At 35.6% G+C, this 25,393-nt stretch carries 23 protein-coding genes; 9 read left to right on the top strand and 14 right to left on the bottom strand.

Features of this window, described 5'->3' with window-relative positions:
- Positions 1 to 17: 17 nt before the first annotated feature.
- From ACE38V_RS21270 to ACE38V_RS21290, 5 genes are all read right to left on the bottom strand, one after another.
- Positions 18 to 314, bottom strand: coding sequence for a rhodanese-like domain-containing protein (locus ACE38V_RS21270; protein ID WP_375844525.1), 297 nt, complete (start codon positions 312 to 314; stop codon positions 18 to 20).
- Between the two features lie 510 nt (positions 315 to 824).
- Positions 825 to 1,088, bottom strand: a complete 264-nt coding sequence (locus ACE38V_RS21275; protein ID WP_375844527.1) for a metal-sensitive transcriptional regulator — start codon at positions 1,086 to 1,088, stop codon at positions 825 to 827.
- Positions 1,089 to 1,287: 199 nt separating this feature from the next.
- Entirely contained in the window at positions 1,288 to 2,706 is a 1,419-nt protein-coding gene (locus tag ACE38V_RS21280; RefSeq protein WP_375844530.1) for a SpoVR family protein, read from the bottom strand.
- Positions 2,707 to 2,847: 141 nt separating this feature from the next.
- A complete protein-coding gene (locus ACE38V_RS21285; protein WP_375844532.1) occupies positions 2,848 to 3,168 on the bottom strand; it encodes a DUF3889 domain-containing protein in 321 nt (106 codons plus the stop codon).
- 15 nt (positions 3,169 to 3,183) lie between these two features.
- Positions 3,184 to 4,173, bottom strand: a complete 990-nt coding sequence (locus ACE38V_RS21290; protein ID WP_375844534.1) for a M14 family metallopeptidase — start codon at positions 4,171 to 4,173, stop codon at positions 3,184 to 3,186.
- 442 nt (positions 4,174 to 4,615) lie between these two features.
- On the opposite strand from ACE38V_RS21290, the gene ACE38V_RS21295 reads away from it, so the two are divergent.
- Positions 4,616 to 4,870 (top strand): YhdB family protein, encoded by a 255-nt coding sequence (locus ACE38V_RS21295; RefSeq protein WP_375844536.1) that lies wholly within the window; start codon positions 4,616 to 4,618, stop codon positions 4,868 to 4,870.
- 286 nt (positions 4,871 to 5,156) lie between these two features.
- On the opposite strand, the gene ACE38V_RS21300 is transcribed toward ACE38V_RS21295, so the two are convergent.
- Positions 5,157 to 6,899: a phospho-sugar mutase gene (locus tag ACE38V_RS21300; RefSeq protein ID WP_375844538.1), complete on the bottom strand. Its 1,743-nt coding sequence runs from the start codon at positions 6,897 to 6,899 to the stop codon at positions 5,157 to 5,159.
- Between the two features lie 248 nt (positions 6,900 to 7,147).
- On the opposite strand from ACE38V_RS21300, the gene ACE38V_RS21305 reads away from it, so the two are divergent.
- On the top strand, positions 7,148 to 7,585 hold the full coding sequence (locus tag ACE38V_RS21305; protein WP_375844540.1) for a disulfide formation protein C: 438 nt from the start codon (positions 7,148 to 7,150) through the stop codon (positions 7,583 to 7,585).
- Positions 7,586 to 8,056, top strand: coding sequence for a thioredoxin family protein (locus ACE38V_RS21310; RefSeq protein WP_375844542.1), 471 nt, complete (start codon positions 7,586 to 7,588; stop codon positions 8,054 to 8,056).
- Between the two features lie 287 nt (positions 8,057 to 8,343).
- Here ACE38V_RS21310 and ACE38V_RS21315 read toward each other — a convergent pair whose 3' ends face one another.
- Entirely contained in the window at positions 8,344 to 8,742 is a 399-nt protein-coding gene (locus ACE38V_RS21315) for a YhcU family protein (RefSeq protein WP_375844543.1), read from the bottom strand.
- Between the two features lie 182 nt (positions 8,743 to 8,924).
- Here ACE38V_RS21315 and ACE38V_RS21320 point away from each other — a divergent pair, with 182 nt between their 5' ends.
- The gene (locus ACE38V_RS21320; protein ID WP_375844546.1) at positions 8,925 to 9,845 is read left to right on the top strand and encodes an RluA family pseudouridine synthase; all 921 of its coding nucleotides are present in this window, start codon (positions 8,925 to 8,927) and stop codon (positions 9,843 to 9,845) included.
- Positions 9,846 to 10,462: 617 nt separating this feature from the next.
- Here the strand turns inward: ACE38V_RS21320 and ACE38V_RS21325 are convergent.
- Positions 10,463 to 11,500: a cytochrome-c peroxidase gene (locus ACE38V_RS21325; protein WP_375844549.1), complete on the bottom strand. Its 1,038-nt coding sequence runs from the start codon at positions 11,498 to 11,500 to the stop codon at positions 10,463 to 10,465.
- 384 nt (positions 11,501 to 11,884) lie between these two features.
- Between ACE38V_RS21325 and ACE38V_RS21330 the strand changes: the two genes are divergently transcribed.
- The 3 genes from ACE38V_RS21330 (at position 11,885) to ACE38V_RS21340 (ending at position 15,215) form a co-directional block, all read left to right on the top strand.
- Positions 11,885 to 12,502, top strand: coding sequence for a DUF47 domain-containing protein (locus tag ACE38V_RS21330; RefSeq protein ID WP_375844552.1), 618 nt, complete (start codon positions 11,885 to 11,887; stop codon positions 12,500 to 12,502).
- A 14-nt stretch (positions 12,503 to 12,516) separates the two neighbouring features.
- On the top strand, positions 12,517 to 13,515 hold the full coding sequence (locus ACE38V_RS21335) for an inorganic phosphate transporter (protein WP_375844554.1): 999 nt from the start codon (positions 12,517 to 12,519) through the stop codon (positions 13,513 to 13,515).
- A gap of 356 nt (positions 13,516 to 13,871) precedes the next feature.
- Positions 13,872 to 15,215: a peptide MFS transporter gene (locus ACE38V_RS21340; RefSeq protein WP_375844556.1), complete on the top strand. Its 1,344-nt coding sequence runs from the start codon at positions 13,872 to 13,874 to the stop codon at positions 15,213 to 15,215.
- A 299-nt stretch (positions 15,216 to 15,514) separates the two neighbouring features.
- On the opposite strand, the gene ACE38V_RS21345 is transcribed toward ACE38V_RS21340, so the two are convergent.
- Together ACE38V_RS21345 and proC are read right to left on the bottom strand one after the other, a co-directional pair.
- On the bottom strand, positions 15,515 to 17,935 hold the full coding sequence (locus ACE38V_RS21345; RefSeq protein WP_375844557.1) for a heavy metal translocating P-type ATPase: 2,421 nt from the start codon (positions 17,933 to 17,935) through the stop codon (positions 15,515 to 15,517).
- A gap of 343 nt (positions 17,936 to 18,278) precedes the next feature.
- The gene (proC, locus tag ACE38V_RS21350) at positions 18,279 to 19,085 is read right to left on the bottom strand and encodes a pyrroline-5-carboxylate reductase (RefSeq protein ID WP_375844558.1); all 807 of its coding nucleotides are present in this window, start codon (positions 19,083 to 19,085) and stop codon (positions 18,279 to 18,281) included.
- 235 nt (positions 19,086 to 19,320) lie between these two features.
- On the opposite strand from proC, the gene ACE38V_RS21355 reads away from it, so the two are divergent.
- Positions 19,321 to 19,983, top strand: a complete 663-nt coding sequence (locus tag ACE38V_RS21355; protein WP_375844560.1) for a spore coat protein — start codon at positions 19,321 to 19,323, stop codon at positions 19,981 to 19,983.
- A gap of 77 nt (positions 19,984 to 20,060) precedes the next feature.
- Here ACE38V_RS21355 and ACE38V_RS21360 read toward each other — a convergent pair whose 3' ends face one another.
- From ACE38V_RS21360 to ACE38V_RS21375, 4 genes are all read right to left on the bottom strand, one after another.
- On the bottom strand, positions 20,061 to 20,375 hold the full coding sequence (locus ACE38V_RS21360) for a hypothetical protein (protein WP_375844562.1): 315 nt from the start codon (positions 20,373 to 20,375) through the stop codon (positions 20,061 to 20,063).
- 239 nt (positions 20,376 to 20,614) lie between these two features.
- On the bottom strand, positions 20,615 to 21,772 hold the full coding sequence (locus ACE38V_RS21365) for a TIGR04053 family radical SAM/SPASM domain-containing protein (RefSeq protein WP_375844564.1): 1,158 nt from the start codon (positions 21,770 to 21,772) through the stop codon (positions 20,615 to 20,617).
- A gap of 636 nt (positions 21,773 to 22,408) precedes the next feature.
- The gene (locus ACE38V_RS21370; protein ID WP_375844566.1) at positions 22,409 to 23,470 is read right to left on the bottom strand and encodes an LLM class flavin-dependent oxidoreductase; all 1,062 of its coding nucleotides are present in this window, start codon (positions 23,468 to 23,470) and stop codon (positions 22,409 to 22,411) included.
- Positions 23,471 to 23,882: 412 nt separating this feature from the next.
- Entirely contained in the window at positions 23,883 to 24,344 is a 462-nt protein-coding gene (locus tag ACE38V_RS21375; protein WP_375844567.1) for an ASCH domain-containing protein, read from the bottom strand.
- 175 nt (positions 24,345 to 24,519) lie between these two features.
- Between ACE38V_RS21375 and ACE38V_RS21380 the strand changes: the two genes are divergently transcribed.
- The gene (locus ACE38V_RS21380) at positions 24,520 to 25,125 is read left to right on the top strand and encodes a 3'-5' exonuclease (RefSeq protein ID WP_375844569.1); all 606 of its coding nucleotides are present in this window, start codon (positions 24,520 to 24,522) and stop codon (positions 25,123 to 25,125) included.
- Positions 25,126 to 25,393: the final 268 nt, after the last annotated feature.

Genomic DNA, 25,393 nt, shown 5'->3' on the forward strand with positions numbered 1-25,393 from the left:
TTGATATATAACAGGTATTACTCAACTTCCCCTTCCCAAGCAAGCATTCCACCGAGCATATTAATGACCTTATATCCCTGACCTTCTAAAAATTGTGTGGCAAGTGCGCTTCTTCCACCAGAATGACAGACAATCGTATATTCCTTTGACTTATCTAATTCATGTAATCGAAATTCAAGTAAACCTAATGGTATATTTTCTGCCACGGGAATTTTCCCTGTAGCCACTTCTTCTACCTCACGAACATCGATAATATTTAATCTTTTTCCTTCATTAATTAAGTTTTCAACCTCTTTTGCCGTTACTTGTTTCATCATCATATCCCCCTATAAGTTTGCTCTTATACCCCTTAAGGTATTAATATAACAAAATAAAAAGGTGGTGACAACAACCTCGCCTTTTCCCACCAGTTATAAAAATTTCTTTTTCCTAAATGCATTAAAACAACCTTAATGATTGTTGTTACTTTAGAACATCCTTACAATCTCTTAACGAAGTTTAGAATTGCTTGCTTTTCGCTTCATTCAAGCAATTTGAATGAGCCCCTCATTCGAACTCTATGGTCTTTCAATTTATTCAATTAAGAGGCGTGCACCTGTTTATTCGCGAAAATTGAATTTTTTTTCGCGAACGTCCTTTTTATTCGCGAGTTCGGAAAAATACTCGCGACTTCTATGAAATGTGAGCGAAAAATTCAGTTTGTTCGCGAAATGATTGATTTATGCGCGAAAGCTCCTTTTTTATTCTCAAATCCATCACAATGCCCTTCATTTCATCCAAAGTTGTTCCAACTTATTTAATGTAAAAGCAACAACCAAAATAAATTACCTGCTTTTTACAAGAAGATTAACAGCTTCCTTCACTATTTCTTCTGTTTGATGATCTCCATGCTCTTCTGCATTCCTCACACAATGAATTAGATTGGAGCTAACGATAACCCCGATCGTACGATCAATGGCACTTCTTGTTGCAGACAACTGGGTAATAATATCCTTGCAATCCTTTTCTTCTTCCATCATCCGTAATATCCCGCGCAATTGACCTTCAATTCGTTTTACGCGGTTTTTCATTTTTACATCATATTCCAACATATTCCCTCCTTCTAGATTCTTTCACCTGATTATATTCATCATCATATACCCCCATCGGTATTTATGTCAATTAAAATATAAATAAAAAAAGATAACTAAACTTTCTCATCGCATGCTGTTTGATTCTATTATGGTGAAAACGAAATGCCATTATTCTAAAAAGAAAAAACAGGAGATCCCCCTGTTTTTTCTATCATTATAGATACTTCCGATGAATGCTCTTTCCATCATAGGTGAATAACATAACCTTCCCTTCAATCACAGTTTCGAGATGAACTCCTCTGCCCCATAATTGATAAATATAAGGAAGGACCTTTTCTAAATATTTCACATCCAGTTCAATTTCTTCGAACGAATGTTTTAGATATAATTCTCCATTTTTTTGATAATCTCCATCGTTCACAGTAATATATGGAAAACCGCCGTTAACTCTCATGCTGACTAGCTGATCTCTTACCTGTTCCCATGCTTTATCCACAATTTTATAATCCTTGCCCTGTTTTTGAAATAAGTACATATCTTCCCGATAAACTAAATCCTTCGTTAAATAATTACGAAGAAAGGAAATATCCGATTCAATTTCACGGACTTCAAAGATTTTTTCTCGACCGGAATTTGGTTTTACTCCATGTTTTTTCATTTCTTCAGTCGGATTATTATACCTTTCTTCAATATCTTCAATAATCTTTAGACCTAAATAATATGGGTTAATCCCTGTACGAGAAGGCTGAACAACTCCTGCATTCAGTTTTGCAAATTCTATTGATTCCGATGAGGTTAATTCCATCTCACGCAGAATTCTTTGATGCCAATAAGACGCCCAGCCTTCATTCATAATTTTTGTCTCAAGCTGTGGCCAGAAATACAGCATTTCTTCACGCATCATGGTTAATATATCCCGCTGCCAATCCGCTAATTCACGACTATAAAATTCAATAAATAATAACACATCCTTTTCTGGATGCGGCGGAAATTTTTTCACCTTTCTTCTTCTTTCCCGTTTTGCTTGATGATCCGATTCATCTAAATTCCAAAGTTCATCATATGGAGTGGATTGTACGGATTCTTCCTCCTCGTATTGGTCATCCTCCAAGCTCCATGAAAGCTTAGGCCTCATCAAGGATGGATCGATATGTTCTTCAATCGCGAGCACAGCATCCAGAAACGTCTCTACCTCCTGTTTTCCATATTCAATCTCATATTTTCGAATCCGTTCTGCCGTTGCTGCCATACTTTCCACCATATCTCGTTTCGTATTTTGAAAACGAACATTATTTTTGAAAAAATCACAATGGGCCAAAACGTGGGCAACAATTAATTTATTTTGAATGAGCGAGTTTGAATCAAGAAGAAAGGCGTAACATGGATTGGAATTAATCACAAGCTCATATATTTTGGATAATCCAAGATCATAATGAATTTTCATCTTATGAAATTGTTTTCCAAAACTCCAATGGCTAAATCTGGTGGGCATGCCATAAGCGCCAAATGTATAAATAATGTCTGCAGGGCAAATTTCATATCTCATCGGATAATAATCTAATCCAAAATGATCAGCAATTTCGGTAATTTCCTCGATAGCACGCTGTAGAGCATTCGGATTTTCTTTAGGCATTAGCATCTTCCCCCTTTTTGTTCTTATCACAATGTATGAGGGCAAAGAGAAAATGATGAATTATGAAGTTAGAAGTTGTTTCTTTTTTCAACAAAATGAAAAGAAGGATGACATCTCAACCTTCTTTTGTATCTTTTCTTCTTATTTTTCCTGCTCTTCTATTGAAAGGTTTAACAACTTTTGATTATTTAGATTATGAATAATTTTTACGATCACAAATTTCGGCTTCTTATTTTCAAGTACCTCAAAACGAAAAGAGTCCATTACTTCTGTAGCTGAAACCTTTTGTCTCCCCATGTATTGATATTCCACTACTTCTTTACCAGGATAATCCTCTTTGACAACTGAAATCGCAATTCTTCCGTATTTTTCATAATCGGTTTTTTGTGCATGCCCATTCCCTGATTGAAAAATTAAAAAGATACTAATGACAATAGATAATAAAATGGAAATCCTTTTCATCATGTCCTCCTAGTTTTATTTTGATATTAGCTTTGAGGCTTCTTCAATTAAAAGTATCCCCACATACTGATTGCGCTTCCATTCTTCTTCAAAGTAGGTTAATGGGGGATTTGTTTCTTTCGTATAAGGACAAATTTCAATCGTCATAGCTGGAAGATGAAAGGTTGTAATAAACCAATCCGTATATCCAGCACCTGTTGCTATCTTTGGTGGCTGACTCAAACGGTATTGAGTTGACTGCGCAATCTTTTCCGCAATTTTTCGATCTCTTTCGAAATTCTTGCCATTTTTATAGTTCCAAAATATTTCTCTCCCAGCGGAATGATAAGCCACGGCAATCGTAGGTTTTATTTTTTTCGTAAATTTAGTAATCGCTACCGTTTCCTTTGCCGCCAGTGGTTTTTTCCCTTTATAAAATTGATAAAAAGGAGTCTTAGGTCCACTATCAAGTTCCTTCCACCCGACTGGATATTGTCGATTTAAATCTATTCCTTTTGCATTTGCCTTCCATCTTGAAAAATTAGATGACCCATCATTCATTCTTTTTAGCAGCCAGCGTCGAAAAAAGGAAAATTCATCTAATCCATTTTGCTGAATCATAACTCCATCTGGATTTAACATGGGAACAAACCAAATCGAAACTTGATCAAGAAGTTGAAGAGAATTTCCCCCGTATTCGTCTCCTTGCTCATAGGTTTTAGCGTATTCTTCAATCATTTTCATTAAGATAGAGGTTGTGAGCCACTCTCTTCCATGATGAGCCCCAATCATCAAAATATTTTGCTCTCCTTTTCCAAGCCTTACTGCCCAAATATTTCTTCCATAGTGAGAAATTCCAATTGATTTCACCTGAATATGCTTACCATATTTAGATTGTAATTGGTTAAGGTCTGTTTCTAATTGAGAAAATGAATAGATTTGATTGGGATTAACCAATTCCCCTTTAGTAGGAGTTGGTATAGTTAAAAGAAATAAAAGAACAAGCAAGAAATAACACTTTTTCATCACATACCTCATTTATCCCACACTTAACGGACATTTTGACTCCCACTTCAAGATTCTGAGAATACGAAGAAGATAAGTGGGAGATCAACTGTCCGTAAAGGACTGATAAGAGAAATAAGATTTTTCTTTGAACTTCAGCCCTTAGAAAAATCAATCAGGCTTTGCGTGACTAACCATCAGTGGGGGATGAATGACAGACTAAAAGTGCGACGTCAATCGCAACGTCTGCACACTTCACGTCCTGTGCGTCGAAAACCCCCAACTGATGGAAGTTTCACTTTATACCTTCTTTTGCGCTTTTAATATTGCTTATTTTGGGCCATTTTATTCTGGAAATAACTGAGAACATGATTAAATCAAGAAGACCAACATTTACTGTATGTTTTTTTTAAAATTCCTCATATACTATTTTCAACTCCTTAAAAAGGAGGAGAAAACAAAAATGAATAAAATGGATTATGATCGAGCTTTGTATTATACACATAGATCTGAATGGGACAATTTATTAATTCTCATGGTACGAACAAAAGACCATTTTCTTTCAAAAAAAATAGAGCATTTCCTGCATGCCTATAATTTTGAAAAAGACTATTCTGTCATTGAAAAAAGTTTATATTCTCTACTACGATACATTGACCATGCAAATGAATCATCAGAAGATGAACTGGAAGAGACCATATATTGCCACACAACTTAACACAAAGAATTCCACTAATGAAAAAAAACACGGCGCTAGCGCCGTGTTTTTTCATTAAATAAAGTGAAACTTCCATCAGTGGGGGTTTTCTTCATCCCCCACTGATGGTTAGTTGAACCAATCACGCTCATAACGCCACGTCCTGTGGCTTCGCCTGACTAGGACATCCTGTCCGTCGTCGGACCTTTACGGGCAGTTGATCCCCCACCTATCTTCTTTGCATACGCAGAATCTTGAGGTAGGGGTCTTACTGCCCGTTAAGGCGGGATAAATAGGATGAATGAAGTTATTTTGAAATATTCTTTAGCCTTAATTGGATTTCATCTATAAATTGATTTTCAATCATTTGTAATGATTGCCTGCTACTATCCAACGAGTCGCTTTGAACACTAAAATAAAATTTCACTTTAGGCTCTGTACCCGATGGTCGAATACAAATCCAAGCTCCATCTTCAAGGAAATATTTAATTACATTTGATTTTGGTAAATGAATTTCCTCCCAATCATTTCCTTTGGTCAGACGTTTACTTGTGAAATAATCCTCACTTTGAATAATGCTCTTTTCCCCTAACATTTCTAAAGGATGATCGCGAAATGACGCCAATAATTTTTCAATTTGTTCAGCCCCTTCTTTTCCTTTTAAAGTTAAAAAACGCTGACCCTCTTGATAATATCCATATCGGGCAAAAATAGACATCAGTGCTTCATACAAGGACATTCCGTTTAATTTATAATAAGCACAGGCTTCAGTAGCCAGCAATGCTGCTTGAATCGCGTCCTTATCTCTTGCGAAATCTTTAATTAAATAACCATAGCTCTCCTCATAGCCAAAAAGAAATGAATACTCACCAGACTGTTCAAACTCCTTAATTTTTTCTGCAATAAATTTAAAACCCGTCAATACATCTTCTGTTCTAATATCATAGGAAGAAGCAATCACTCGGCCTAACTCGGATGTGACAATCGTTTTTAGCATGACCCCGTTCGTTGGAAGCGTACCCTTTTGTTGCTTCTGCGTTAATAGATAATGGAGCAGCAAAGCACCCGTCTGATTCCCGGTTAACACAACATATTCGCCCTCATGATTCTTAACAGCGATACCCAGGCGATCCGCATCAGGATCTGTCGCAATTAATAAATCGGCTTGGACTTCCATTCCTTTTCTTATCGCAAGTTCAAATGCAGCATGCTCTTCTGGATTAGGACTTTTCACGGTTGAAAAATTAGGATCTGGCTTTGCTTGCTCAGAAACAACATGAACATGACGATAATTCAGAGCTTTCAGTCCATTTTTTAAAGGGGCATATCCTGTCCCATGTAACGGTGTAAAGACAATTTGAATATCTGATTGATTAGCCAAATCAGGATTCTCCGAAATGGATTTGAGCTTTTCAATATAGGCCTGATCAACTTCAGTCCCAATGATTTGGATCAATCCTTTTTCTCGTAAGCTCATATCATCTTTTACCTCAATTAAGAGCTCATCCTCTATTTCATTCACCATCGAAATAAGAACATCAGCTGCAAGAGGAGGAAATTGTCCACCATCTGACCCATATACCTTAAAACCATTGTATTCGGACGGATTATGACTTGCGGTTATCACAATTCCTGAAAAGGCATTTAATAAGCGAACCGCAAAAGATAATTCAGGAGTTGGTCTGAGTTCATCAAAAACATAGGTTTGAATTCCTTTTGTAGCCAATGTTTTGGCCGCTTCCATTGCAAATTCACGCGACTTGAAGCGGGAATCATAAGCGATTACAACTCCTCTAGCTTTTTCCTCTTTTCCAAAGGACTGTATGTAAGTTGCAAGTCCAGCCGAAGCTTTGCGAACTGTATAGATATTCATACGGTTTGTCCCTACACCTATTACCCCGCGCATGCCACCTGTGCCAAATTCCAAGTCCTTATAAAAAGCATCCTCAAGGAATTTTTCATCTGAGAGAAGAGATTCTAATTCCAATTTTAATTCTTTATCTAAATCATGAAATTGCTGCCATCTTTTCATTTTATTGATCCAAGCCATTGCTACTCCTCCTATTCCCATGTAATTTCTTTTCTATCTAATATATAAATTAAACGCTTAAAAAAGACATAGTTTGTCCGTAAGCGAATAGCTTATTACTATATTCCCTACAAAATCTGTGGTAATATATTTGAATAATGCAACTCTTTTTCTTAGTAATTATATAGGGATTACATAATTTTTAAAATAGATATTAATCCATAATCTGTATGAATTGTCAATTCTATAATAACTAAAAGGAGTCTAATATGAAACCATCAAATAAGGACAAGCGGGAAAATCTGCTCTTTTTGGCATGGGCAGCATCTGTGATTGCTATGTTTGGTAGCCTTTATTTTTCTGAAATTCGCCAATATGAGCCATGTGAACTTTGCTGGTATCAAAGAATTTTGATGTATCCATTCGTGGTGATTTTAGGAATTGCGGTTGTAAAGAAAGATTTCCGAATTTCTTTTTATTCGATGATTTTATCTTTGATTGGAGCATGTATTTCTTTATATCATTACTCACTCCAAAAAATATCCATACTGGCTGAATCCGCACCCGCATGTGGACGAGTTCCCTGCACCGGACAATATATTAATTGGTTTGGATTTGTCACCATTCCTTTTTTAGCACTAATCGCCTTTATGATCATTTTCATTTGCAGCCTGGTAATTTGGAGAAATTCGAGAGGAGAACAGTAGATGAAAAAAATCATTATCTTCCTTGCAGTCATTATTATACTATTTGCAACCGTTGGACTTTTAACGAAAATGCAAAAAGATGAAAAAGTGTCAGAAAAAAATCCATATGGAAAAGATAATTTACATCCCGAAACCGTCGATCAATTAGATGATCCTAATTATCAAAATCTTATTTTACCTGACGAGTTAGCAAAGAAATTAAAAGAAAAGAAAGATGTGACTGTCTATTTTTACAGTCCAACTTGTCCTCATTGTCAAAGAACTACTCCAGTTGTCGCACCTTTAACAAAAGAGATGGGGATTAATTTAGTTCAATACAATCTGCTAGAATTTGATCAAGGCTGGGATGACTATCACGTTGAGGAAACTCCAACTATTGTTCAATATAAAAATGGAAAAGAAACAGCAAGAATTATCGGTTACCACGAGAAAGCAGAATTTGAGAAGTGGTTTAATGAGCATAGTAAGTAAAAGAAACAAAAAAGGGTTGAACTCTAAAAACTATTTTTTAGAGTTCAACCCTGTTCTTTAGATTGATTTATTGGATACAATACTAATAGATAAAAACTAATTTTTTTCGTTTAAGTTGATTGAAGTGGAAGATCCGAAGACTTTTGAGGGAATACAGGGCAGGGGAGACTTCCCGTCACACCCACAGAAAGTGAAGCACATAGAACGGAAATCAGCAGACAATTTAATAGAACCAAACAAAAGGGGTATCCCTAAAGGTTATACTTTAGGGATACCCCTTTTGCTTCTTATATTAAAAGTTCATTATCTGCTTTTGTATAAATACTAAATGTACCATTTTTCACATGCCTTGAATCTAAGAATTGATGAAATTCAAAAGGAAATGATAATCCAAAATCATTAAGTATTTCAATATTTCGATAAAAAATCACTTCATACTTTTCTTTTTCATCACATGATAATAAAATGTATTTAATGGTTTCTAGGCTCGCAATGACCTGAAAAGCTTCCTTTAATGTTCCAAAATATTCAAAATGCCGAGTTGATGTTTGCAACACCTTTAAACGCTCAAATTCCTTAATATCTTCATCTGAAAAATAAAGGGGAAAAATACTTGTATAATATTCCTGAATAAGTTCTTTCACTTTATTCTCTTGATCTGGAGTAGATGCATAAACGACCTTCACTAACAAACCCACCCTTAAAAAGAATCCTTATATCATTTATATACCTTTTTATATAAAATAGAATAACATATATTACTAAAGAGAAACGGTGGTAAATATACCCACGACATAGACATATTTTTCTAATTAAATAGGTGGAATTCATTATAGACAAGTGAATGAAAAAAAAGGAGATTTAACCCGTGATTCATACAGAAAATAAAGGGGAATGGTTTGAACTAACTGTTCCAAAGAATTGGCAAGGGCATACGATTACAAAAGTTTTTAAAGAAATTTGGATGGCCCCCAAAAAGCAAATACACTATCTGAGAATGAACAAACAAGTCAGGCTTAATGGAGAATCGGCCAATTGGGAGCAAGAATTGAACGCTCACGACAAACTTCAAATACAACTTTTTATTGATATTCCAATGAATCTGGTGCCCTTTTATAAGGATTTGAATATAATATATGAAGATTCTCATCTTCTAGTTGTTAATAAACCTGCAAATATGAGTACCCATCCTAACTCCCCTGAGGAAACAGATTCACTTTCAAATGCAGTTGCCTATCATCTTTTAGCACAAGGAGAGGCTCGGAAAATAAAGCATATTCATAGGTTAGACAAAGATACAACAGGAGCAATTCTTTTTGCAAAACATGACCTTATGGGTTCAATGCTTGATGGCATGCTTGAAAAAAGAGAAATTAAACGAACGTACCTCGCATTAGTTCATGGACTATTGAAACAAAAGAAAGGAGAGATTCATCTTCCAATTGGTCGTGATCGTCATCATCCAACGAGAAGAAGAGTATCTCCAAGTGGGCAAGATGCCATTACTCATTTTGAAGTATTAAAAAAAGACATAAAGAAGAATACGACATTGATTAAATGTAGCCTTGATACCGGTAGGACACATCAAATTCGGGTTCATTTAAGTCATATTGGTCACCCATTGGTTGGGGACAATCTTTACGGGGGACAACCGATTTTCCTCCGACCAGCATTACACGCTGTAAAAATGGAATTTCTTCATCCTTTTACCATGGAAGAAATCGTTTGTCATGCCCCGTTTCTCGACGAACCACCTATTTTTCAAGAAATTGACCCTTATGATCTATAAGAAGAATCGATAGAAGAAAAAAAAGCAAACCAATCAGAAATGATGGGTTTGCTTTTTGATTTATATATAGCCTCTTTTGGATATGATTCGATCTATTATTCCCCTTTTGTTTCAATTGTCCAAAGGTATAAATTCCTTTGAACGATCTTCTTCTCCATCCTATTGTCCTAATAATATTATGGTGTGAACATGTCCGGGGCTAAAAATCTCGTTTCATATAATCAAAAAAATAAAGGCTCCTCCAAATCTAGACAGTTCCCTAATAATTTTTCCTTCATCCCTCCACTCCAAATATATGAATAAAAAAATGATAGGTCGCGACATTATCATAATTTTAATATAACTTCGATTATTATTATATAATTAAATTTAATACTATCTTTTACTAATTATAAATATTATGTGAACAATTTAACATTTTCCTAAAGAATGCGCTGTTTCCTCAAAGATTGTTGTTTTTTGAAAAAAACATTTTAATCTCTTATCGTAACATTTGATTCAGATTTAATTACTTTGGAGTTCATTCTAGCTATCCAAATAGCTCTTCATATAACGTCACCGAAAGAAAAGCTAACCTTTCTTCACAAAGGAGAGGCTAGCTTTTCTTATAGTTATTTTTATAGAGGTATTTCTGATTTGCTTACTTCAGGCACTTCCCCACTCATACTTTCCAAAAAGGCAACAAGTGCTGAAACCTCTTCATCGGTCAAATTTAGAGGCTGAATTAAGGAATCCTTGTTTGTGTCGTTTCCTCCTCCTTGATTATAATAGTTAACAACATCCTCCAACGTTGCCAAACTTCCATCATGCATATATGGTGCCGTATGAGCTACACCGCGCAAAGCAGGAGTTCTAATCTTCCCTTTATCTGCTTTATCATTCGTTACAGCAAAACGGCCGTCATCTCCAGTCATGCCTAAATTATGATAGCTATTATCAGACAAAGTTGCACCAGCATGACAGGAAATGCAATTTGCTTTGCCGGCAAATACTTTCATTCCTTCTTTCGCTTCATCAGAGATAGCATTATCATCACCTTTGAGATATTGGTCAAAAGCAGTATCCTTAATGACAATTGTTCTTTCAAATGAAGCTATGGCTTTAGCAATCGTATCCGCTGTAATCTTATCATCGAAAACATTTTTGAAATCACTTACATAAGCTGGTACACCATTTAATTCTTTAATTAGCTGGTCAAGATTTGAATTCATTTCATGCTCAGCCTGAATTGGTCCTAATGCTTGAGCTTCTAAACTATCAGCTCTACCATCCCAAAAATAGTCCTCGTAATATCCTGCATTGATAATGGTTGGACTGTTCCTTGGACCCTTAAATCCATTAAATCCAATGAACGTTTTTAAACCATCACCAAAAGCAGCTCCCGTTGCGTGACAGGATGCACAGCTTAATTTGTTATTTCCAGAAAGTCTTGGATCAAAAAACAGCTTATTCCCTAATTCAATCTTTTCATCTGTCAATGCATTATCATCTGGAATTGGCATATCTCCGAGCGGTGCAAATTTTGCCTTTGCTGCCTCCAAGTCTTTATCCGCTTTTTGATTATCTTGATTTGATGAGGTTTTATCTGAATTCCCACATGCACCAAGTAAAAATAGTCCTAAAATAACGGAAAATACTAGAATTAACTTTTTCAAAAGATCCCCCCCGTTTTGTTATTTCTGAACGTAGAAAGGCATTGTTGCAGTTAAATGAATTATTGTCGCGACATTTTCCTAATTCATCATAACTTTGATAATTATTATATAATTAAATTAAATATTATTTACAGATAATTACAACTATTTTGTGAACTTATTCATAAAATATCTTATTTAGTGTGGGAATATTCATAACGGGAATTCAATTCGTATAATTGTATAAAATACTTATTATCCTTAATTGGACTTTTTGTAAAGATTATGTAAAGTTTATGTAAAGTTTTCTTAAAACACTTTTCCTTTATAAGCATTTTCGTATACAATTTTCTTTGGTCTTTAAAGTCCTATCATTCTTTGGATAATTTATTGGGGGTAAAAAACATGGCTTTCAAGAAAAAGGATAAATTTTCTGGTCTATTGAGCAATATTGCGACCAATTTAAAAGAAGGGGCAAACTTCTTTGCTGACTATAAATTAAAAAATGTATCCGATCTTAAAACCTTTTCAGAAACAATGAAAGATTATGAACACAAAGGTGATTCTTTTGTTCATGAAATGATCAAAGAGTTAAATAATGCCTTTATCACTCCAATTGAACGTGAGGATATTTTACAGCTTACCATGAGTATGGACGATGTACTGGATGGTTTAGAGCACACTTCTGCATTATTTGAAATGTATAATATCACACAAGCAGATGAGTTTATGCTGAAATTTGTCGAAGCGATTCGCAACTGTACAAATGAAATTGAAACATCTGTTGAATTACTAAGCACAAAAAAACTGCAAAAAATTAGAGAAAATGCAATTAAAATTAAAGATTACGAATCAAAATGTGATGGCATTCAACGTCAATCCATTAAAAATCTATTTACTGTGGAAAAAGATCCGATTCGAATCATTCAGTATAAAGAAATATATGAAAGCTTGGAAGATATCGCGGATAGCTGCCAAGAAGTTGCAAACACCTTAGAATCAATTATCATGAAAAATGCATAAGGAGCCTAAGAAAAATGGATGCTTTATTAATTCTCACCTTGTTGATTGTGATAGGCGCCTTTGCATTTGATTTTATCAATGGGTTTCATGACACAGCTAATGCGATAGCAACTGCCGTATCGACCAAGGCTTTAAAACCAAGACATGCTATTATTTTGGCGGCAACAATGAACTTTCTCGGCGCTATGACGTTTACCGGTGTTGCTCAAACAATTACAAAAGATATTGTAGATCCTTTTACCTTACATAATGGATCTACCGTCATTTTAGCTGCACTTATTGCTGCTATACTATGGAACTTAATTACTTGGTATTTTGGCATACCATCCAGTTCTTCACATGCCATCATAGGTGCTATAGCCGGAGCAGCCATTGCTGCAGCTGGTTTTGGCGCATTAAACTACAAAGGATTTATCAAAATTATCGAAGCGCTAATCATTTCTCCCATTTTAGCTTTCGTTGCTGGATATATTGTCTATAGTATTTTTAAAATTATCTTTAAAAATCATAACCTATCCAAAACCAATCGAAATTTTCGTTTCTTCCAAATTGGAACAGCTGCTATTCAGGCATACACACATGGAACAAATGATGCCCAAAAGGCAATGGGTATTATCACAATGGCTTTAATTTCTAATAACTATATCCATACATCTGATATTCCTATATGGGTTCAAATTGGATGTGCGACTGCCATGGGATTTGGAACCTCAGTTGGTGGCTGGAAGATCATCAAAACCGTCGGTGGACAAATTATGAAAATTCGTCCAGTAAACGGGGTTGCAGCCGATTTAACTGGTGCCATGATTATATTTGGTGCTACCTTCATCCATTTACCAGTTAGTACAACCCATGTTATCTCATCTTCGATTTTAGGAGTTGGAGCTTCCCACCGCCTTAAAGGTGTCAAATGGGGTACTGCACAAAGAATGCTCATTACATGGGTTATAACACTTCCAATTTCTGCCTTTGTATCTGCGTTAATATATTTATTATTAAATTTATTATTTTAAATTTAAACTATTAGATAGTAAAAATAGGAAAGGTATCCAATTGGATACCTTTCCTATTTTTTTTAATATGCGGATAAAAAATGGAAAATTCCATTGTATTTTGGACATAAAATTGTTAAAATTACTATTCTAGAATAGGGAAAAATCGTTATTTCAATACTAACTTCTTTCTTGTTTCTCCTATAATTTACCAAATTATTTTATTTTGAATAATGGAATATATTTTAAAACATGCACTATTCTCTTTATTTCTAACATATCTACTATTTTTACTTTTCCTCAAACTATTGACCAACTATTTATTAGTAAATTAAAATTATTAACATATTCTAAAAAAATAAATTAGGGGGTTTACGATGGAAGCGACATTAAATGCTAAAGAGCAAGAAAAAGCCAGAAAAAAACATCCTCCTGGATTATATCTTCTTTTCTTTACAGAAATGTGGGAAAGATTTAGCTATTATGCCATGAGAGCAATTTTGGTATTATATTTAACTTCTTCCTTGATTGATGGCGGTTTAGCCATGAAGGAAGGCTTTGCCATGAGTCTATATGGATTCTTTACTGGTGCTGTTTACTTAACACCAATGGTGGGTGGATGGTTAACAGACCGGTACATTGGAAGAAGAAAAGCTATCACTATTGGTGGAGTTACGATGGCTCTTGGGAATATTGCATTATTTGCAAGTCAAACCCATTGGGCATTATACTTAGGTTTAGCACTTTTGATAATCGGAAATGGATTCTTTAAGCCAAATATTTCTACGATGGTCGGAGAGCTTTACGAAGAAAATGATCATCGCCGCGATGCAGCCTTCACCATTTTCTACATGGGTATTAACATCGGTGCCTTCTTCTCACCTCTTATTGTTGGACTATTCACTGAATTCCGCTATGGATTCCTAGTTGCTGCTTTAGGTATGATTATTGGACAATTACTCTTTAACTTATTAAGTAATCGTTATTTAGGTGATATTGGAATAGCTCCGGTTGGACAAGCAACGAAAGGAACTAATTCCACCGAATCAGCGAATCATCCGTTAACCAAAAAAGAAAAACAAAGAACAGCTGTTGTCATTATTATTACAGTTTTTGTTATTTTCTTTTGGGCAGGTTTCGAACAAGCAGGTAGCTCATTAACTCTATATACCGATCGTTTTGTTGATAGAAGCATTGGTAGCTGGACAGTACCTACTGCTTGGTTCCAATCTTTAAATCCATTATTTATTGTCATTCTAGCTCCAATACTTTCAGGATTATGGGTTAGACTAGCAAACAGCAAACGAGGAGACATTAAAGTACCAACTAAAATGGGACTAGGAATGATTTTTCTTGGTTTAGGTTACATGGTATTATTGATTGCTGTATTAAAAACGGGTAGTGATGAAGGCAATATTACCCTTAAAGCCAATATGATGGTCATTGTCATAACCTACTTATTGCACACATTCGGAGAACTAGTCTTATCTCCAATTGGTTTATCATTAGTTAGTAAAATTGCCCCTGTGAAGCTTGCATCTTTATTAATGGGTGTTTGGTTAGCAGGAAGTGGAATAGCTAATATTCTTGCAGGTCAATTAGCATCCGTCACTCAATCTCTAGGTTACTTTGAAGTATTTAGCCTAATTGGGATGATGGCAATTGTCTTAGGATTTATATTAGTCTTAATTTCCAGAAAATTAGTGAAGATGATGGAATAGAGAAAAGACTGACTCCAACGAGTCAGTCTTTTTCAGAATCTTATGGATTTCCATAAAAAAAAGAATAACTAGTGCTGCAATTCAGTCAGGTCAAAGTTACTCATGTTGATTCAAAAGTTATTATTAAAAATCCCCTATTTTCCCCCTTTCCACTCAATCCGTGCATTCTACCAATTTTCCCTTCATTCCAATTCCTCTTAGATAACCTATACTATTTTTTCCTAAATAAATAATAGCAGCGAACATAAATAGTCCACTGCTATTACAACAAGACCCGATAAAAAACCATCCCTTTAATATTATAGTTTTACTCTTTGCAGTCTTAACGCATTTAGTACAACAGACACAGAACTAAATGCCATTGCCGCACCTGCCAACCATGGGGCTAATAAACCGAAGGCAGCCACAGGGATTCCAATGGAATTATAGGCAAATGCCCAAAAAAGATTTTGTTTAATGTTGGTAATGGTTTTCTTACTCATATAAATGGCATCGGCTATACTATTTAAATCACCGCGAATTAAAGTAATATCTGCTGCCTCCATGGCTATATCGGTACCTGTTCCAATCGCCATCCCAATATCAGCTAATGCTAACGCCGGAGCATCATTGATGCCATCCCCAACCATTGCTACCTTTCTTCCTTGATTCTGCAGCTTTTTAACTTCCTCTGCCTTTCCTTCTGGTAAAACCTCAGCGATGACTGAATCAATACCGACTTTAGCTGCTATTGCCTGAGCTGTTTGGACATTATCTCCCGTTATCATGATAACCTCAAGCCCCATGTTTTTAAGTCGTTGCACTGCTTTCTTAGACGTATCCTTCACCGTATCAGCTACAGCAATGATTCCGGCATATAAACCATCAATCGCAACAAGCATCGCTGTTTTTCCTTCACTTTCTAGTGCAGACATCTCATTTAGTCCAACGCTTATGTCTATTCCCTTTTCTTTCATCAACCGCTTCGTGCCAACATAGATGAGCTTTTGATTGACTATTGCTTTAATACCGAAGCCCGTAATTGCTTCAAATTCCTCCGTTGCACTGAAATTGGCGCCTTTTTCCTTTATCCCTTCGACAATTGCCTGAGCCAACGGATGCTCCGATTGCTTTTCTGCAGATCCCACCAAACTAAGAAAATCTGTTTCATTTTGTCCTAGCGCAGGGATAATATCTGTTAATTTCGGTGCCCCATTGGTAACCGTTCCAGTTTTATCTAGAATGATCGTATTAATTCGATGCGTCAGTTCAAGATACTCTCCACCTTTAAAGAGAATTCCAAATTCTGCGGCACGGCCAGAGCCTGCCATAATGGAGGTTGGTGTAGCAAGTCCGAGTGCACAAGGACAAGCAATGACTAGAACGGCAATTAATTTTTCCAAGCTTTCCGCAAAATCCCCTGGTGTTACCCAAATGATCCAGATTAAAAAAACTAAAAGCGCAATTCCTACCACAATGGGTACGAAAATGCCGGAAATTTGATCAGCTAATCGTTGAATAGGCGCTTTTGAGCCTTGTGCATCCTCGACAACTTTTATTATCTGAGCTAAAGCTGTATCCTTTCCAACCTTTGTGGCCTTAATTTTCAAGAATCCATTCTTATTGATTGTTGCCCCAATCACAGAATCGCCAATCGTCTTATCAACTGGAATACTCTCACCAGTTAACATGGATTCATCAACTGCTGATCTTCCCTCAACAATCTTTCCATCAACCGGTACTTTTTCACCGGGTTTAATATGAACAATATCATCAACTTGTACCTGCTCAAGTGGAACTTCCATTTCTTTTCCTTCTCTTACTACAGTTGCTGTTTTGGCCTGTAATCCCATCAATTTTTTAATTGCATCAGAGGATCTTCCTTTTGCTTTTGCCTCAAATAGTTTCCCAAGAATGATTAAGGTTATTAAAACAGCACTCGTTTCAAAATATAAATCCACCATATGATGCATAGTTCCAATTGTTTGAATGGTTAAGTATAAGCTGTAAAAATAGGCAGCGGATGTCCCCAATGCCACTAAGACATCCATATTGGCACTTTTATTTTTCAATGCTTTATACGCTCCAACATAGAATTGCCTTCCTATCCAAAATTGTACAGGGGTGGCAAATGCAAACTGTACCCATGGATTCATTAATATATCTGGTAAATAAATAAAGGAAGTAAACTTAAAATGACTAACCATCGACCATAGTAATGGAAACGATAAAATCAATGAAAAAATAAACTTTCTTTTTTGATTCTGAATTTCCTTTTCCCGGTAATCAGCGATTTCTTGTTCTTTCCCAGCTTCTTTTCTACTTGCCTCATATCCGAGATTTTCTACCTTTTTAATCAACTGTTGAACATTTGTGCTCGATGGATCATATTCAACCGTTGCTTTCTCTAAAGCTAAATTCACATTTGCTTTAGATACTCCCTCAAGCTTTTTCAGTCCTTTTTCAATCCGCGTTGCACAAGCCGCACATGTCATGCCGATGATGTCTAATTCAACTTTTTCCGTGAATACATCATAACCAAGATCTCGTATTTTATTTTGAATCGCGGGAAGAGATGTCTTTTCAGGTTCATATGCTACGGTTGCTTTTTCTAATGCTAAATTCACATTTGCCTGAACAACTCCATCCATCCGCTTAAGACCTTTTTCAATTCTTGCTGCACAAGCCGCACAAGTCATACCTGTAATCTGTAGGCTTGCTTCCTTTGCTCCCTGGCTCATCTTTATCTCCCTTTCTATCGTGACTCCTAAGATGAAAGATTGAAATATAGGTTATTTCTTCTATATTTCCTTGTATCGTTAAAGAATATAAGAACTATATCGATGTTGGACTTGATAAATGACGTCGGAAAATTCACGTGATCATTCATCTGTGAATCTCTATACTATATTTTTATCATACCCCCTATAGGTATGCAATTATTTTGTGTAAAAAAATAAAATCGACACATTTCTCAGTTATTCAATTTCTTCCTAAGAAGGAAAGTTTCTTCTACAAGATCATATAGTTTTCAACAAAAAGACCAGCCATTCTCTAGAAAGAAATTGACTGGCCCTTCATTCCTTACTTAATTAAATTTTTTGTTTTATTTGTACAACTGTCCATCGCCATTAACACCGCTGATCGAAATCCATTCTTCTCTAATGAGGCAACCGCCTCAATGGTGGCTCCACCCGGAGTGCATACTTCATCCTTTAGCTCACCCGGATGCTTTTGTGTTTCTAGAACCATTTTTGCAGCTCCTAATACTGCCTGAGCGGCAAAAGTATAAGCCATGCTCCTTACCATTCCTTGTTTAACTGCGCCATCCGCTAATGCCTCAATAAACATGTATACATAAGCAGGAGAAGATCCACTTATAGCCGGGATTGCATCCATTAATCTTTCCTCAACAACCTCCACCTTTCCAAAGCACTCGAAGAGAGAGGAAACCATATCAATTTCATCCTTTGTAACAAATTGATTCGCGCAAATGGCACTCATCCCTTCTCTAACTAGGGATGGTGTATTAGGCATTGCTCGTATTAATTTCATTTCTTGCGCAAATGCCTGCTCAAGGTCATTTAAGGTTAAGCCAGCAGCGATCGTTACAACAATTGTGCTTGAATTTATTTCATTTTTTAGCTCTTGAATCACTTCAGCATGAAGGTTGGGCTTAACAGCCAAGATTAATATATCTGCCCAAGATGCCACTTCCATGTTGTTGGTCGATATCGATATATTCAATCGTTTCTTCACACTTTCAACAGTATCTTCCGTTTTAGCACTGGCTTTAATTTGTCTCGGCAGCCATTTTTCTGATTTAATAATCCCTTCAATCATAGCCTGTGCCATTTTCCCACAGCCAATAAATCCAATATTTTTTTTCACAAGTTCACTTCCTATAATCAGTCTAAAACTTATTATACAGAAATGAGCTAATTTAATGAGGAATTTTGTTTACTAACTTTCATTTACATTTTCATTCACTTACGATTTTTAACAATGGCATAACATCCATCATCTGTCTCTATTAACGATAACTAATTGGCATTTCTTTAATGGCATTTAACCATAATATATTTGTACGGCAAATGCCGACAAAATATAGGTAGGGGGTAGAGCAATGCAACAACAAATTAATAATAATCAATCAATGGCAAATATGACTTCAGAGAACATTTCACCTAATTTAAATCATGGTGCTCATGAAATTCTTGATATCCATGAAGTGCTCGGGGGAACCATTATTGCCTTAGATTCCTACCTCATGTTTGATCAACATGCTAAAGATCCGGTATTAAAGGATATGATTCAACGTCAGCGTCAATTTATTACCAATCAATACAACACACTAGTTGAAAGCTTTAAAACCGGAAAAGATCCTTCGCAACCAACGACGAGCTATAAAATGGCACAGTCAAATGATGTTATTTATGGATTAACTCCTTCTCAGCCAAAACATCCAGCCACATCCGTATCAGAAATTAGCGATGAGTGCATTTCTTCTCATATGTTAACAAGTATGAAAACCATCGCTGGAGATATGGCAAAAGTTGCTGGAGAAGTTAATAACCCTGTGGCAAGACGAGTACTTCAGGATAGCATTCCGAACTATCTTGAAATGGCATATGAAATTTTCTTGTATCAAAACAAGAATCGCTATTACCAAGTTCCACAATTCGATCAACAAGATGCAGTAGCCATGGTAAATACCTATGCCCAAGCTACAATGGGAATTCAGCAACAAAATCAAACAGCTATGCAGCATACAAATATACTTCAATAATTTCCACATAAAAAAGAGGATAATATGGTTTTGAAACCATATTATCCTCTCTATTTATGTTAATCGCTTAGGACTTTTTATGCGACGTATGAGATTATGACTTTTTGAGGAATTTCACTGTTATCATCTTGAGTTTTGATTCTTCCACAGGATGGAAGCTCATAGGAGAAATCTTTCACATTTTTAGGGACTACTCCCTCATCCTTTAGCTTCTCAAAAACCACTTGCATAGCGTCTTCTGTCTCAATTTGGCCAGATTCTTCCGAATGAAATCCATTTACACATGTTTCGACCACATCATCCATAATGTGTTCTTCCACAAAAACCATTTTCGCCCCTGCCATCTGCTCAACCTCGCGATTTTCCATTTCAATAATCGTGGTTATATTCATAATTTTCGCACCTCCCAATGTCAATTCCATTATATAGAATCTGTAAACACTTTGGAGATATTATTTATTATTTCGCATTTTCTTCAAATATTTTTGACAAAATTTCAAAATTTATCTTTTTATCTTTTCAAATGGAAATATTTTTTCTAAAATCTTTCAATACACATACAGAAAAAGAAGGAATCCCTCTATAAGATTCCTTCTATCCATTCTTTATGACCTGTAGATTCAAATTTATTTCATGATTTTCTCATCGCTTCAGGAATATAGACACAGAACGGTTCACTTTCTAAGTAATCCCCTGTAACGGCATAGGTTCTAGAACGAGACCCTCCACAAACGAAACGGAATTCACAAACTCCGCATTTTCCTTTATAAAGGTTAGGATTTCTAAGTTCTTTTAACACAGGAGATTCTCGATAGATCTCTGCAAGCGGTTTTTCTTTTACATTTCCCACTTTTATCGGCAATAGTCCACTTGGTAATACATCCCCTGTATGGGAAATGAATATAAAACCATTACCATCATTAACCCCTTTAGGCGCCCTCTTTAATCCATCAATGATAGATGCTTTATCTCTCGTAATCGTATCCTCGTAATGAATTTCTCCCTTTTCAATCAAATGTTCTCTTGCTTTTTGCTGGAGAACCACACGACGATAATGCTGTGCAGCAGTTGTTTTGATATCAAATGGAGCCGTTTTTCCTAATTCATAAAGCCATAAGAATACTTTTTCATGTTCCGCTGGTGTTAAACAATCTTTCATTTGACCTCGGCCAGTAGGAACTAATAAGAAAATATACCACATGATTGCTTTTAATTCTTTTACTAGCTCAGCCATTTGCTCTAGATATTCATAATTATAACGAGAAATAACCGTATTAATTTGCAAAGGCATTCCTAAATCGGTTAGGAATTTAATTTTTTCTACGGTTAAATCAAAAGATCCTGGAGTTCCTCTAAATTGATCATGAATTTCAGGCGTTGGTCCATCTAAGCTCAGGCCCCAACGAGATAATCCTACTTCTTTTGCCCGTATCATTCTTTCCTTTGTCACATTTGAGGTTGCACTTGGTGTCATGGAAACCCTCATGCCCTTTTTAACGGCATAATCGGCAAGGTCAAAAATATCCTCACGCAGCATACAATCTCCACCGCTAAATACAAGCATGGGATTATTCATTTCATAGATTTGATCAATTAACTGAATTCCTTGTTCATGGGTTAGTTCATCTGGATGTGGTTTTAATTGTGCATCTGCGCGACAATGAACACATTTAAGCTCACATGCCCTTGTGACTTCCCAAATAGCAATAAAAGGATTTTGATCATAATCCATCTTGCTTACGTGTGGATGGCCATGTGGATGAACCCCTTTTGATTTTAAATCATGCATACTTTTATCACCCAATCTCCAAAATATTTTGAGTCAAAAAAACGTCATCACTTAATGAAGTCCAACTTCTTTTCGTTATGTATGTTTTTTCCAGCTAAAAGAAGTCCTTAATTAAATTGTAAAGTTAATTTAATGAAAAATCTGTTTCAATAATGTGAAGAAATTAACACAATTTATTGATTCTTTTTTCATATTTTTGAAAGGTTAGATTGGAGCCTTTTGTTTTGTTGCAAGTCAATTTAAGAAACCATTCCTTCAAATCTATTTCACCACAGATATATATACGATCACACTGTAATATCAATAGATCAGATTCACAAAGCTAATATTCATTACCATTGTTAACAATGTGTATTTTACTAGTTCATTCATTCAAAAAAGATAGTAGGACAAACTAATCTTACTATCTCTAATCTTTGATAATCCTCATCTATAAGATAGATATGGTCATATAAGAACTGGTCTCACAAAGTTCTTATTATTCTTCTGCTTACTATTAAGCTAATAATAATATATCTTTATCCAATTTATTCAATAGATAGCCATTCAGGAAAGAGGATTCTTAATACATTCCATATATGATTGCAACAGGTTAATAAAGCTTGCTTATTACAAGATTGACATAATTTGGTTTACTTACTTCTTTGTTTCCCTTCGTATTACGGGTGCTATTTCTGTTGCCAATCGTTCAATATTTTCGGCGACTTTTTTAAAGGGCATACCACCTATATCCAACTGTGCAATAAACCTTTGATGACCAAACAGCTCGTATTGACTCAAGATTTTTTCGATAATCTGCTGGGAGCTTCCAACTAAAAGGGCTGTTTCTTTTCCTGTCATCTGCTCAAATTCAGCTCTTGAAAAAGCCGTATTTATCCCCTGGCGGCGATTAAGTTGGAGCCAATAATTTGAATGATAAGGATAATATTCTTCTATGGCCTGTTGATTCGTTTTTGAAATATAAACGTGCCCTGTCACTCCCACTTTCAAGTTTTCAAAATTATGACCGGATTGAGCAGCTGTAACGTGATATCGGTCTACAAGCGGTTTATATAAGCTCGGATCACCGCCAAGTATCGCTAATACTAGACCTGTACCTAATCTACCCGCTCGTTCAGCACTTTCCGAAGACCCACCGACACCTATCCAAACCGGGATTTTTTGTTGAACGGGACGTGGAGAAATTTCAGCATCCCTCAAGGAAGGACGATAGTGTCCATTCCAAATAACCACTTCCTCTTCATTTATTTTTAATAGAAGCTCCATGTGTTCTTCAAACAATTCATCATAATTCTTTGGGTCATATCCGAAAAGTGGGAACGATTCAAAAAAAGCCCCACGCCCGGCAATGATCTCAGCACGTCCATTTGACAACAAATCAAGTGTTGAAAAATCCTCGAATAAACGAACGGGGTCTATGGTGTTCAATACTGTTGTAGCACTTGTCAGTTTAATTTGTTTTGTCACTTGTGAAATTGCTGACAAAACAGTTGCTGGAGCAGAAACTGCGTAATCCAAACGATGATGCTCTCCTATTCCAAATACATCTAATCCAGCTTCATCTGCCATTTTTGCTGCTTTTATGATTTCATCAATACGCTGCTTAGAGCTAATGGTTTTACCTGTTTGTGGATCCGGGTATAAATCCGCTAATGAATAAATTCCAATTTCCATCCCGTTTTGTTCCCTAGCCTTCAATTTTCTCTCCTCCACATTCGTCTAAATTAGATTTTGTTTAATACTATTCATAAACATTTTTTAAAGGAACTGATTATTAGCTAAAAATTCTCACTTTTGTAAAAGGATTCTGAAAAATATACATAAGCTTCAAATTATGGATAGATTGTGTTTCCATTTATTAAGGAAAGGAGCAGATTAGTGATTAAAAAACAAATAAAACCGCAACAACACCTAGAAACCATCTGATGTTTATTTGCAAGAGTTTTAGTAAAAATTTAAAAGCTAAAGAGCCGTTATTATTTTCCCTCCATAAAAACTTGTTGCTTTGTTTAGCCATACTCAATAGTTAAATAAATTAGTATTACTATTTTTTATAGATTTCAAATAAAAAAAGAGATAGACTTTGCCTATCCCTTCATTCGTAAATCTATTAATCATAATTCCATAACCCAAGCTTGCCTTTTGCTGCAATTGGTTCATTCAACATTTTCACATCACATAATTTCCAAGCATATCGTCCTTTACGGTAATCACCAAAATGATATTCATTTCCTGATACCATCAATCCTTCATATAATAATGCTGAATCCTCCAAATCCTCTCTGACTTCAAAACAATTTACAATTTGGCACGTTGCAAGAATCATACCTAATGGCAAATCATGAGGAAGAATGAATCCATGTTTATGCAATACTTCTATAACGAGTGATTCTTGACAGGCCATTCGATCAATATTCTTACTCGCATGAATAGCCACTTCTCCGCGAAAATTAGTTTGCCAGGAACGAGTTTCAAAGCTTTTTTCTCCAAGAGCAATTAATGTTGCCCAAGGCTGCTTTACAGAAATGACTTTCATTTGTCCCTCTCCTTTTACATCTTGAATGACTGCCATAACATTTCCTTCACAAAAGACTATTTATTTACTATTATTAGAGCATAGTTATGGAAAGAATTTTTTCCAAATCGTTGCTCAAGAAAATCTGTTTAGCTCTAATAACTGAAAAACAACACCTTGATTAGGAATACAATTTTAGGTGTTTTGTTACTTTTTAATGAGGTGTTTATAAATGAATATCGTCGCATTAGATTTTGAAACCGCTAATTCAGCACGCTCTAGCGTTTGTTCCATCGGAATTGTAGAATATCAAAACGGTAAACTGATAGATGAATATTATTCCTTGGTTAAACCGAAAAAGCTTGTATTTTATTCCTATAATGTCTATGTTCATGGGATAACAGCAGAGGATGTTCAACATTCGCCTGAGTTTGATGAACTTTGGGATAATATCCAACCAAGACTGGAAAATAAGCTAGTTATTGCTCATAACGCCAGTTTTGATTTGAGTGTTCTACGCGGTGTTTTGGATGAATACAACATTCCCTATCCTACATTATCCTATAATTGTTCCGTCAATATTGCGAAAAAAACTTGGCCAGGACTATCAAGTTATAAATTAAATGTGATTTCCAGCTATTTAGGTATTACTTTTCAGCACCATCACGCACTAGAGGATGCACATGCAGCAGCACAGATTTATCTTAAAGCATATGAATTGATTGGTGCAACAAGCCATGAGGATTTACGAAAAAAATTATCCATTTCTCAAGGACAATTAGATAAAAATGGGTATACCCCTGCTCGGATAAACGCCAAAAAAATAAAATCAATCTGATCTTTCATTTTAAAAATCAGCAAATGATTGCTGATTTTTTTCTTTTTACCTGCTGAAGGGAATGTAACTTCACTTTGGTCATGATTGCTGATGTAAAAAAGAACAAGGGACATTATTTTTCCCTTGTTCTTTCATTTCCACTGTTTTTGCAGTGATTATTGTTTTTTCAAACAGATTTGATTTTTTCCCCTCATTAATGGGTTTCTGATTTGGACTCGATTGCTTTGGATTTCGCAAAAACTGTCCGAAAAAGCTACGAAAAGAGCCG

It is taken from the genome of Cytobacillus sp. Hz8 (genome assembly GCF_042263505.1).
Classification (GTDB): Bacteria; Bacillota; Bacilli; order Bacillales; family Cytobacillaceae; genus Bacillus_BE.